At 44.6% G+C, this 12,386-nt stretch carries 11 protein-coding genes; 3 read left to right on the plus strand and 8 right to left on the minus strand.

The features are described 5' to 3' along the window. The first annotated feature begins 164 nt into the window (after nucleotides 1–164). Complete coding sequence (gene fabV / locus ACXABW_RS05595) at nucleotides 165–1,367, plus strand: enoyl-ACP reductase FabV (protein ID WP_457524433.1); 1,203 nt, start codon at nucleotides 165–167, stop codon at nucleotides 1,365–1,367. 68 nt (nucleotides 1,368–1,435) lie between these two features. Here fabV and ACXABW_RS05600 read toward each other — a convergent pair whose 3' ends face one another. Beyond that, nucleotides 1,436–3,118 (minus strand): aspartate:alanine antiporter, encoded by a 1,683-nt coding sequence (locus tag ACXABW_RS05600; RefSeq protein WP_252030395.1) that lies wholly within the window; start codon nucleotides 3,116–3,118, stop codon nucleotides 1,436–1,438. A gap of 243 nt (nucleotides 3,119–3,361) precedes the next feature. Then, nucleotides 3,362–3,625, minus strand: coding sequence for a GrxA family glutaredoxin (locus tag ACXABW_RS05605; protein ID WP_239842121.1), 264 nt, complete (start codon nucleotides 3,623–3,625; stop codon nucleotides 3,362–3,364). Between the two features lie 264 nt (nucleotides 3,626–3,889). Here ACXABW_RS05605 and ACXABW_RS05610 point away from each other — a divergent pair, with 264 nt between their 5' ends. Continuing rightward, a complete protein-coding gene (locus ACXABW_RS05610) occupies nucleotides 3,890–5,122 on the plus strand; it encodes an iron-containing alcohol dehydrogenase (RefSeq protein ID WP_457524435.1) in 1,233 nt (410 codons plus the stop codon). A 56-nt stretch (nucleotides 5,123–5,178) separates the two neighbouring features. On the opposite strand, the gene ACXABW_RS05615 is transcribed toward ACXABW_RS05610, so the two are convergent. From ACXABW_RS05615 to ACXABW_RS05635, 5 genes are all read right to left on the minus strand, one after another. After that, nucleotides 5,179–6,033, minus strand: coding sequence for a MurR/RpiR family transcriptional regulator (locus tag ACXABW_RS05615; RefSeq protein WP_252030397.1), 855 nt, complete (start codon nucleotides 6,031–6,033; stop codon nucleotides 5,179–5,181). A 303-nt stretch (nucleotides 6,034–6,336) separates the two neighbouring features. Further along, entirely contained in the window at nucleotides 6,337–7,983 is a 1,647-nt protein-coding gene (panP, locus tag ACXABW_RS05620) for a pyridoxal-dependent aspartate 1-decarboxylase PanP (RefSeq protein ID WP_457524437.1), read from the minus strand. A gap of 196 nt (nucleotides 7,984–8,179) precedes the next feature. Then, nucleotides 8,180–8,692: a hypothetical protein gene (locus ACXABW_RS05625; RefSeq protein WP_252030399.1), complete on the minus strand. Its 513-nt coding sequence runs from the start codon at nucleotides 8,690–8,692 to the stop codon at nucleotides 8,180–8,182. Nucleotides 8,693–8,776: 84 nt separating this feature from the next. Beyond that, a complete protein-coding gene (locus ACXABW_RS05630; protein ID WP_457524439.1) occupies nucleotides 8,777–9,682 on the minus strand; it encodes a lysine exporter LysO family protein in 906 nt (301 codons plus the stop codon). Between the two features lie 24 nt (nucleotides 9,683–9,706). Then, the gene (locus tag ACXABW_RS05635) at nucleotides 9,707–10,627 is read right to left on the minus strand and encodes an HDOD domain-containing protein (RefSeq protein ID WP_457524441.1); all 921 of its coding nucleotides are present in this window, start codon (nucleotides 10,625–10,627) and stop codon (nucleotides 9,707–9,709) included. A gap of 382 nt (nucleotides 10,628–11,009) precedes the next feature. Here ACXABW_RS05635 and ACXABW_RS05640 point away from each other — a divergent pair, with 382 nt between their 5' ends. Then, nucleotides 11,010–11,597 carry a TfoX/Sxy family DNA transformation protein gene (locus tag ACXABW_RS05640; RefSeq protein ID WP_457524443.1) on the plus strand — a complete coding sequence of 196 codons (588 nt, stop codon included), beginning with the start codon at nucleotides 11,010–11,012 and terminating at the stop codon, nucleotides 11,595–11,597. Nucleotides 11,598–11,706: 109 nt separating this feature from the next. Here the strand turns inward: ACXABW_RS05640 and ACXABW_RS05645 are convergent, their stop codons facing one another. Beyond that, nucleotides 11,707–12,252, minus strand: coding sequence for a hypothetical protein (locus tag ACXABW_RS05645; protein WP_457524445.1), 546 nt, complete (start codon nucleotides 12,250–12,252; stop codon nucleotides 11,707–11,709). Between the last annotated feature and the right edge of the window lie 134 nt (nucleotides 12,253–12,386).

Raw genomic sequence — 12,386 nt, forward strand, 5'->3', positions numbered from 1 at the left:
TTTTTCTATTCATAAACATCGAAGGTGGTTTGTTAGCGAAACGGAGAACTAAATCGGACAATAGTGCTCCAACCACTTGCAAATTCGCAGCATTTTTGAAGAAATTAGGTGAGATTTCACCGCGAACCTTTTATCCTAGCGGTGATTTTTTAAGGAAGTTGAATATGATCATCAAACCTAGAATTCGTGGATTTATCTGTACCACTACACACCCAGTGGGTTGTGAAGCGAACGTAAAAGAACAAATTGCTTACACTAAAGCGCAAGGTCCAATCAAAAACGCGCCTAAGCGTGTATTGGTTGTTGGCTCTTCAAGTGGCTACGGTCTATCTTCTCGTATCGCGGCGGCATTCGGCGGCGGTGCATCAACTATCGGTGTTTTCTTCGAAAAAGAAGGCACAGAGAAAAAACCAGGCACTGCTGGTTTCTACAACTCAGTGGCATTTGAAAAGCTTGCTCGTGAAGAAGGCCTTTATGCTAAGAGCCTAAACGGTGACGCTTTCTCAAACGAAGCAAAACAGAAAACGATTGATCTGATCAAAGAAGACCTTGGTCAAATCGATATGGTGGTTTACTCACTGGCATCTCCAGTGCGTAAAATGCCAGAGACAGGCGAAGTGATTCGTTCTGCTCTAAAGCCGATTGGTGAGACTTACACATCAACTGCGGTAGATACTAACAAAGACGTTATTATCGAAGCGAGTGTTGAGCCAGCAACGGAAGAAGAGATCAAAGATACAGTAACCGTTATGGGCGGTGAAGATTGGGAACTTTGGATCAATGCACTATCAGAAGCTGGCGTTCTAGCTGAAGGCTGTAAGACAGTGGCTTACAGCTACATTGGTACTGAGCTAACTTGGCCAATCTACTGGGATGGCGCGCTAGGTAAAGCGAAAATGGACCTAGATCGTGCAGCAACAGCTCTAAACGATAAGCTATCAGCGACTGGCGGCAGCGCAAACGTTGCTGTTCTTAAGTCTGTTGTGACTCAAGCAAGTTCTGCAATTCCTGTAATGCCTCTGTACATCGCAATGGTATTCAAGAAGATGCGTGAAGAAGGCGTACACGAAGGCTGTATGGAGCAGATCTTCCGTATGTTTAGCCAACGTCTATACAAAGAAGACGGTAGTGCACCTGAAACAGACGATATGAACCGTCTGCGTTTGGATGACTGGGAACTGCGTGACGACATTCAACAGCACTGTCGTGAACTGTGGCCTCAAATCACTTCAGAGAACCTAAAAGAACTGACTGACTACGTTGAGTACAAAGAAGAGTTCTTGAAGCTATTCGGTTTCGGTGTTGAAGGCGTTGACTACGATGCAGACGTAAACCCTGCAGTAGAGACAGACATCATCGATATCTAATCGTTGTGGTACGAAAACGAAAAAGGCGCTCTTGAGAGCGCCTTTTTTATTATCCGATTTTGTAATGTTTAGCTGAGTATGATGAGTATCGTACCTGCTAGCGTCATTAAAATGTTGGCTATCGCGTAAGTGCCAGCATAGCCTAGTGCTGGAATAGTCGACTTCGCATAGTCGTTTACAATGTCCATCGCTGGTGCACAAGTGCGCGCGCCTATTATTGCACCGAACAGCAGTGCGCGGTTCATTCTAAGTACGTACGCACCCACCAAGTAAGCGATGGCGACAGGCACCACACTGACTAAGAATGCTAAGCCAATAACCTGTACACCGACTTGAGAGAGGTGTTCAAACATCTTGCCGCCGGCGCTCAGCCCAATTCCAACCATGAAGAACATAAGGCCAAGATCTTTGACCATATTCAGCGCGCCTTGCGGGACGTAGCCGAAAGTAGGGTGGTTAGCTCTTAGGAAACCAAGCGTTATACCTGATAGTAATAGACCAACCGCGTTACCTAAACCAAACGATACTTGACCAAAGGTCATGGTAATCAAACCAAACATAATGCCAAGGATGAAGAAGCTACAGAATGCCAGTAGGTCGGCCATTTGGCTGTGGATCGAGATGAAACCGATTTTTTCAGCAAGTCCATGTACACGACTTTTCTCACCACTCACCTGAAGCACATCGCCTTTTGCCAAAACGATATCGAGATCCATCGGCATTTCGATTTGTGCGCGAACCACTCGGTTTAGGAAACAGCCGTATTCAGAAAGGTTTAGGTCTGATAGGCGTTTACCCGCCATGCTGTCGCTCTTAACGACGATCTCTTCTTCTACGATACGTAAGTCAAGTAAGTTACGGTCGAAAACTTCTTTACCATTCCTAAAGCTTGGGTCTAGTCGGGCGTGGCTGTCTGGGAAACCAACCAAAGCGATTTCATCGCCTTCTTGTAGAATCGCATCACCATCTGGATGGGCGAGAATGCCATTACGACGAATACGCTCAATGTAGCAACCTGTCTGGCGGTAGATACCCAACTCACGAAGGTTTTTGCCGTCTGTCCAATCAATCAGCTCTGGGCCCACACGGTATGCGCGAATGATAGGCAGGTAAACTTTACGTTGCCCTGAGCTACCTAGTCCCCGTTCTTGAGCAATTTGTTGTGCTGAGTCGGAAAGGTTTTGTTTTTGAATTTTTGGCAACAGTTTGGCGAACATGATCATGCTGGTTAAACCGACCAGATACGCCATCGCATAGCCCACCGATAAGTTCTCTCTGACACTCGAAAAATCCATGTCTCTTGGTACAGTGGCGAGACCAGAGTTAAGTGCGTCTTGAGCACCTACCAGTACTGGTGTCGCGGTCAGCGCACCTGCCATCATACCCGCCGACAAACCATAATCTAAGTTGAGGTAGTGGCTTGCAAAGTAGGTAATCGAGACAGCTGTCACGAGAACGACAAGGCTCAAAATAAAGTAATGTTTACCATCGCGAAAGAAGATACCGAAGAAGTTTGGCCCTGCTTCAATACCCACACAGTAGATAAACAGCATGAAGCCAATTGTTAAGGCGTCCGCATTAAATGAGAAACCAAGGTGCCCCATGATTAGGGAAGTAATTAGTACGCCAATAGAGTTACCTAGTTGGAAGTTTCCAAAGCGAATTTTTCCAAAGGCAAGGCCGATAGCTAATACAACAAAGATTAGAAGGATAGGGTTTTGTTCAAGCAAAAGTACGACGTCGATATTCACAGCTCGGCTCTATGGGTTATGCCAGCAAAAAGAGTAAATACCAGATCTAGCTGGTATAGGTATAAGTGTGCGGATTGTATCTGAATATTGCAAAAATATAAGTGAAATATTTTTGTTTTTGCAATTAGTTGACGTAAGGGAAAACGTTGAAATTTCTATGACCGAGAAGCGGTATTCTGAGACGTTCAGAAAAGAAAAAGCCCGCTAGTGAATAGCGGGCTTTTTTGTATTCTTTACAAGAGATTAGTCGAATAGACCTAGGTTCTCTTTAGCGTATGCTTCGAAGTCGTCACAACCACCGATGTGCTCTTGATCTACGAAGATTTGAGGTACTGTTTCTACTGGCTTACCAACAGTCTTCTCTAGGTCAGCTTTGCTGATGCCTTCAGCGTGAATATCAACATAGCGGTAGTTGAAGTCGTCACGTTTTGCTTTCAGTGTTTCAGCGTGCTCTTTTGCACGTACACAGTATGGACAAGCTGGGCGACCAAAGATAACTACGAACATAAATCTTTCTCCTTTATTTTATTACGTGCAACTATGCCTCATCCTCAGGAGGAAATAAAGATGCAATTACCTGTTACTCTGATAGGAAAAATCTATCGATTACAAAGTCGGCAATAATCGAAGTGTTTACTGAGTATCAATGTGATATGACACATAAAAACGTCAACTTTGTAGGGGTATTGCAAACAAAGTGCACCTCATCAATTTAATTTGCAATCGATGAGGGCAAGCTAAACTGAGTTGAGCAATTTGAGGGATGCAAACATGTTCCAGTTTATGACATCGACTCGCATTATTTTTGGAGAGGGAGCACTGCAATCATCACTGTCGACACTAAACCAATATGGCTACAGTGTACTGTTGGTGACTGGGCAAGATCCGAGTCGCTCGGAAATCGTTGTGAACTACCTAAAAAGCCAGAGTATGCGCTATCAGCATGTGGCAGTTTCGGGTGAGCCTAATATCACCATGATAGAAGAAACTGCAGTAGTAGGGAGGCGCTTTAAGCCCGATATGGTTGTGAGTATTGGTGGTGGTAGTGTCATCGATATGGGCAAGGCACTTGCTGCGATCATACCCAATCAAGGGGATGTGTATGATTATGTGGAAGTTGTAGGCCGAAATGTCCCGCTCAAAACAAAGCCTTTGCCTTTCATTGCTATTCCAACCACTGCAAGCACTGGCTCTGAAGTAACGAGAAATGCGGTACTGCGTTCAGGGCAAGATAAGGTCAAGGTCAGCCTACGTAGCCCTGACATGTTGGCCGATGTCGCTATTGTTGATCCCACTTTGACTTATGGCACTGACTTATATACTTCTGGGCGAGGTGCTATGGACGCGTTTACTCACTTAATGGAAGCGTATGTATGTGGAGAGCCTAACCCACTCACTGATATGGTGTGTGAAGAAGGTCTAAGGCGCTTAAGTGGCTCTATTCTCGCAGGCTGCTTACAAGATGATCATCGCTCCAGAGCGGATTTGTCGTTTGCAGCGATGTTGGGTGGTATGGCTATCACTAATGCTAAGTTGGGCGCTGCGCACGGGTTGGCGTCTGCGCTTGGTGGAAAGTTGAATGCACCACACAGCGTGATTACCGCGCAGTTAGCGCCCCATGTTATGAGAGAAAATATTGCGGCGGCCAAGCTGGCAGGGCGTAACGATGTGATATACCGCTATAGCAAAATAGCACAGTTGGTGACAGGAAGAACCAACGTCCACGTGGACGATGGAGTACTTTGGGTACAAATGATGTTGGATCGTTTGAAATTACCATTGCTCAATGAGTTTGGGGTTTGCTCGACTTCATTTGAGCAGGTTGCAGATGACGCCCTGATGTCGATAGCAATAAAAGGCAACCCTTTACCGTTAACCAAAGCGCGTTTGGTCCATATTTTGGAGCAAGTATGTGAGTTCAATGGAAGTTGCTCGAAAGGCGAGCCTGAATCAGTCGGTTCGGTGGAATTGAAATCATCGTTAGAAAGAGAAAGCCATCATTGATGGATGCAGACCAGCAGTAAAACAAAAAGCGGAGCACTTGGCTCCGCTTTTTAATGTTAGAACTGTGATAACTTGTCGTACCTTGAATCTTTTAGAGCGTCTTTGACACGCTTCAGGTTTTCACGGAAGCGCGTACCACGACGTAGTGTGAAGCCTGTTGCTAATACGTCAATAACGGTCATTTGCACTACACGACTTGCCATTGGCATGTAAACGTCGGTGTCTTCTGGGACATCAAGTGAAATCGACAGTGAACTTGCTTTGTCGAGTGGTGAGTCTTTAGCGGTGATCGCGATAACAGTAGCGCCGTTTTCGCGTGCTAAGTTTGCGATTTCAACTTGGCTCTTAGTGCGCCCTGTGTGAGAAATCAGAACCACAACGTCGTTATCTGTGCAGTTAATACAGCTCATACGCTGCATTACAATGTCTTCAAAACACGTGATTGGAATATTGAAGCGAATAAACTTGTTTTGCGCATCTTTTGCTACGGCTGAAGAAGCCCCTAGACCAAAGAACGAAATACGTTTCGCTTGAGTGAGAAGGTCAACCGCACGATTAACTTGCATCGCGTCCAAGCTGTTTTTGGCTACATCCAAACACGCCATGGTTGATTCGAAAATCTTATGCGTGTAGGCGTCTGGGCCATCGTCTTCTTCAACATTACGGTTTACGTAAGGTGTTCCGTTCGCCAAGCTTTGAGCAAGGTGAAGTTTAAAATCAGGGAAACCTTTGGTATCCAGACGGCGACAAAAGCGGTTAACAGTAGGCTCACTGACATCGGCCATTTTTGCCAATGTAGCAATGCTAGAGTGGATAGCTGTTTGAGGAGAAGCCATGATTACTTCTGCAACTTTTCGCTCAGACTTGCTAAAATTTTCCAGGTTTTTTTGAATTTTTTCTAATGTATTCATAGTGTTCACAAGGGCATAGAGAACAACTCGCCGACTTTACCGTTTCACGGGGAGGTGGTTAGAATCAAAAGCTGATATCTAAAAGGTAATAACAAGCCAGCGCCATAAAATGAGTATAAACCTAACCCAAAGGTTTAATTGCGTTCAATTGGTGAGAATATGACAAGCCTCAAACAAAATTTCACAAAAACAACCAGATTATTAATAAATCTGCTGTTTTAGGCGATTTCGACAGCAATTACTGACATCTGAGTTACACCAAACCGAAATAAATTTTCATTTTTGGCCAAAGAGTGTTGCGAATTATGACGCCAATATCTCGTCTGACAGGTGTTTGATTGACGCCATCAAATTAGGCGCTTGCTTTGCAATGTCTCGCTGTTCATCAAGCACTTTGGTCAGGATGTCGTTCGTTGTCAGCGGGTTCGCAAGTACGACACGGAAAACCAACGTATTGAGCTTATGCCATTTCTCTGGATTTAGCCTTGTGCGAGATACAAAAGACTTACCTGTTTCACGTTGTCGTTTCTGAATAAACTTGGTGAGCTCGTTTAGAAGCTCATTGAGTAACTGGGCTTTTTCTGGCGTTGCTTTGGCTAACGCGGCGCGAGCTGACTCTGGAATATAGCGGTAAGTGAGTAAGCAAAGTTCTGGCTGGGACACCAATTCAAAGTCTGATTGCTTCTTGATCAATGAGGCGAAGAACTTCGCTTTTTCAATGCTTTGGTCAATCAGCAATTCGTAGCCAGGTCGGCTGATGATGTGCATGCTAGCGTAAACCAGCATTGCCATGCCTGATCGAGAACCTTCTAGCGTGTGGCTGCCTAAGTCTTTAGAGCCTTTACGGAGAATGTACTGTGCGTGATGCTCAATGGAAGCCATTGCATCTGGATTCTTAAACAGAACCATACCGGCGCCCATTGGGATATAAAGCTGTTTGTGTGCATCGATAGTGACAGAATCGGCTAGCTCAATACCGGCAAGAAGATGACGGTAGTTGTTCGACATCAGGGTCGCGCCACCCCAAGCAGCATCAACATGGAAATGACACGCTTCCTGCTCACAGACTTTAGCCATCGCTTCAAGAGGGTCGATATTGCCTGTCTCAGTGGTGCCGGCAACACCAATCACTGCAAAAGGTTTAATCTTTTGTGCTTTTAGTTCTTGGATCTTCTCTTGAAGCGCAACAGGGCAAATTCGGTTGTTAGTGTCAGTCTTGACCGGCACTAGGCCTTCTTGGCCGATACCAAGGACGTCAGCGGCTTTCTTTAACGAATAGTGGCCACGTTCTGAAACCAAGATAGCTAAACCTTCATAGCCATAGTGCCTCATGGCTTTGAATAGGCCTTCTTTCTCTACGCCTTTGAAATCACCATCAGGTTTGAGAGCATTATTGCGCGCTACCCAAAGAGCAGTGATGTTAGCGATGGTACCACCGGAACAAAATGCACCTAATGAGTGGTTAGCGCTGTGCATCCAACGAGAGTAAAACTCATCATTTTCGCTATAGATAAGCCTATGAAGCATGCCTAATACTTGACGTTCCAACGGCGTAAATGCTTTGGAGGTCTCGATTTTGACCAAGTTCTGATTGAGGGCAATCATGATCTTGGAAAGAGGCATTAAAAAGTAGGGCAGTGCGGAGGTCATATGACCGATAAAACTAGGTGCTGAGGTGTGAACCGACTGCGATACTAGGGTATCGAGCAGGTGCTGGGTATGATCAGAAACGAACTCAGGTTGCTCTGGAATGATGGAGTCAGAAAAATCTTGTTCGATGTGACGTAGAGGCTTTTCTTCCGCTACGATGTGCTCACGCAAAAATTGGTTAAGGTTTTGCGAAAGCTTTTCTTCTATTTGGGTCAGTGTTGAATCTGGCCCTTCAGGTACTGTGAAGATTCGAAGTAGACTATCGAAGCTCACATCTACAGTTTTCTGTTCCGATACCATACAGCTACGTTTTGTATTTCTAGTTTTAATTACGCGGACGGCACAATCTAAACGAAAACGGGCGCAAAGTCCCGTCTTAATTCATTGAAGTTAGATTTCAATTTCTAACCATTATTCACGCCGTGCAACGAGTGAGTGATGATTTTCAACCGTGCAAATGACAAGGTTACGGCCTCACTCACCCTATCAGTGGCTGCTATTTGCACTTCATCGCTTCGAGTTCACCGATCGCGTTGTTGTACTTCTGTAGCACCTCATCTATTTGCTTTGGATGACTAAGTAGTTCTGCGAACGCAGAGCGAAGCTCGTAGTTTTGGTCGTGTGGTTTCGCCTGACGGTCGTCAAAGGTGAGCTTTGCGGCTTGGCCTAGTTCATCGCTACGAGACGCAAGCACTTTGACGTCATGTTGGTCTAGCTTAAGCCAAGCTTCAACTGGTTGCTCGGTGGCAACTTTAGTCGGATCGTTATCAAGGTAGTAGTGAACCGCGACACGATTGAGTTCGAAATGGTTTTTACGTCCTTCAAGGAACCATTCGCTTACTTCAGTAAGTTCTGGGTACTGGCTTGACGTGAGGGATGCAAGGTCGGCATACCAAGTGAGTGAAGCATCAATGTACGCATCATATTTTTTTGCTAGGCACTCGTTGTCGGCGGAAAAAGCAGAAGTAGAGGTAAGTGCGACCAGTGCAGCAACCATTAAGCGTTTCATAGGTAATCCTTTTTGGGCTGAATTTGTATTTTATAAGAATTTTAGCGGTGCATTGTAGACGAATTGATTGCCTAATCCTGCGATCTAGCCAGCAAGAGAGACAAAGAACAACATCATTACAGGTACCAATAAGCTGAGAATAAAGCCACTTACGATAGCGATAGGGACGCAGCGCACACCACCAGTGGTTTGTATCACCGGCAGAGTGAAGTCCATCGCAGTTGCACCAGCGTAGCCTATTGATGTACAAGGCTTTGTTCTGATGAGCATAGGTATTAATACCAGTGCGACCAATTCGCGAAGCAGTTCAATCATAAATGATGCACCACCATAGACAGGGCCAAAGGCGTCGCCCATTAGAATGCCCGCCAATGAATACCATCCAAATCCTGAAGCCATGGCTAGTGCTTTGAATAAATCGATATCGAGTACGACAGCAGACAACACGCCACCAACCATAGAGCTAACGATAATCACTAGCGCGATAACCATACCATGCCTGTTTAGCAGGATTTGTCTGAGGGTTAGCCCGCTGTTTCTTAGTTGAATACCAATGAAGAACAGCAACAAGAACAGAATCCATTCGCTGGCGGTGTCTACCCATTCTAAAGAAATAGGAAGAAGCAACCCAGCAATAAGGCCGCCACCAACGACAAAGATCAGTTTTGCTGACTCAAACGCCATACTGGATAACGGTACTTTGCTGTTTTTAACGTCGGTAATAATTGGCATTAAGCGATCAATAAACGGGAGGCACGCCAAATTGCATAAGCTAATGCAAAGAAAAAACGTAGCAGTGTAGGTGAGAATAAGCTGCAAGTTTTGGCCGAGATTATCAAGCGCCGCCAAACTTAGCCCCATCAACGATAAGATCACATAGATGAGATAAGAGGTGGTCTTATTGATGGCCGAAAGAAGTTTTTCTTGAGATATAGAAATTAGGTACCCCACCACAAGTGGGGCAAAGATAAAAATCATCCCTGAGAACATGAATCATCCTATGATACGGCCTATTTATAGGCCACTAGCACTAATTACTTCGCTGATCTGCGTTTTGAAGTCAATATCACTCAAATTAGACAGTTTGTACAGAACATCTGCGCCAGTAGTATCAATTTCAACAAAGTGCTCGTCAATAGAGTCATCTTGACGGCGGAACAATAGGATGTGATTCGCGATACGTGCGATATCGAGGTAGTCGACTTTCTCTGATAGGTTAGATGTAGCTTTATTCGCTGCGACGCGAATAAAGTCATCATCGAAGCCCCAAGAACTTAATACCACTTCACTGGTATCTGCACATTGCGAGTCGAAGATTTGCAGCGCGATATCTTGAGATAAGTAATTGCCGTTCTCTAAATACTGATGATATTCGCTAACTAAACAGAACAAGCCTATGTCGGCTAATAGGCCAACCAGAAGTGTCTTTTCAACTTCTAAGTGGCTGTAATCAGATGGATTTTCTTCTTGGAAGGCTTTGGTGACCATCACCATGGTTGCGGCGAGTTCTCTTGAGCATGCCGCACTTTTAACCAAGAGTTCATTACACTCTTTGCTCAAACTTACTGAGTGTTTGAGCTGCTCTATCGCTTGTGCGGTGACGATATCGCGAACGCGCAGGATGCCGAGCCTAGATACAGCTGTAAACAAGTCTGTGCAGGTAATATTACGACGATTAAAGATCACCGAGTTTGCTACGCGAATAACAACCGCAGCGAGGCCCGGGTCTTCAAGCAGACAATCCGCTACATCTACAATACCAGTGCCTTCTTCGGTGCATAGCCTTTGAATTTTCAATACCACTTCGGAAATGGGCGGAAGAGTGATTCGGCCAGAACTGACAGACAGGGAGACGAGCTGAGAGAATTCGCTTTCTATGCCTTTCAAAAGCGCTTCTTTATTATCTGGAAGCCAGTAAAACGATAAGTGATTCATAGATTAAATACCAAAACAGTTCCGTCTACAGTTTAACGAATAGCTAGTTAGATTAGCAACTACTTACGTATGTTATTGGTGAAGTCACACCCCGACTTATTGATATATCAATTACCATAATTTCAGTGTGGTTCTATAAACGTGTTGATTAAATAATAGACGCTCTGTGATACTGGTCTCATAAAAAGTCATTTTTTACGTAATTGATGTGAAGTTTGCACAGACTTATTTTTCATCGTTAACTATGATTCTAGTTACAAAGTACGACACATCAGTTTCTATTCAAATAATATTCGTCGTATATCCAATTTTAGTTTATCGCTTAAAAACTGCTGCTATCTGGTGATCATAAATAATCGGGGTAATGTGATTACAGGGATCAATGGATATGACAGAGCAAATTTTTATGGATTACGTGGGCAAATTTGGTGAGTTCCAAAAGCGCTCAATGTTCGGTGGTGTAGGCCTTTTCAAGAGTGAGGCAATGTTTGCCTTAATCAGTGGAGAAAAGATCTTTATCCGTGGTGGAGACAACCTAGATACAATGTTGAACGATCTAGGCTGTGAAAAATACCGACACGTGAAAAAGCAAACTACAGCAACTGTAAATTACTACGACATTACTGAAATTTTTCATCAACAAGGTGAGACTTTACATGAGATTGTAGAGTCGTCGATTAAACTTTCAGTCGATCAACGAAAATTCCAAAAGTCTACGGCTAATCGTCGTCTACGTGACTTGCCAAATATGCAACTGACGCTAGAAAGAATGGTGAAGAAAGCCGGCATCGAAGACGTGGAAAGTTTCATGAACTTAGGTCCTGCGGAAGTCTACTCTAAGGTCCGTAAGGCGTATGGTACTGACGTTGACGTCAAGCTACTATGGAAATTTGCTGGTGCGGTGGAAGGCATTCACTGGAAGCTAATCCAAGAGCCAAAAAAACGTCAACTACTAGCAAGTTGTCACTAGAGCTGGATTCACTAGCAAGCTAATACAAACAGCTCATGTGACTGGGAATAGATAGATACAAAAAAGCCGAGGTTTAAACCTCGGCTTTTTATTTGCTCGCTAATCCTGATTACAGGTTGAAGCGGGCAGTGATCATCGCTTGTTCACCGTAGGTGTCGTTGAATCGCATTTCAGCACCTAGAGAGAATAGCTCTGTCGCGTGGAAACGAGCGTAAGCACTTGCTAGCCAATCATCATCGTCGTCGATAGATTGGTAACCTGCTTTGCCACCCACTTCAAGTTGTGGACCAAGCCATTGGCGAATGCCAAGGTTGAACTCAACACCAGATTGCGTACCAGAGTCACCCACTTCACGTAGGCGGTACATCATTTGGCCAGTTACGTCTGCCCAGTTGTTGATCGGAGCGTGGAAGCCTGCACCGATTGCTGAGTCGTAATCACTTTCAAACTCAGAGTCGATTCTAGCGATGAAGTGAGCATTAGGGTGGATAGATTTGCTAAAAGCACCACCAAACGTTACTGGGCTAATACCAAATCGTGCTTCAGCATAGTCGTAGCTGAAGTTGCTCATTGTAGAAGGTTTGTCCGAATCAGGGTTTGCTAAAGCTGGCGAGCAAGCCATTGCTAAAGCTGTAGCAACGATAATTTTGCGCATAGTCTCGATGAACCTATTTCCTGTTTATTTCCATTGTCTTATACGGCGACCGCAATGACATAACTTATCACGACATCATAATGCATCCTTGGTCATAGGCACTATAAAAAAATGTCATTCTTTTGTCGTCGAGC

The organism is Vibrio paucivorans (assembly GCF_054053395.1).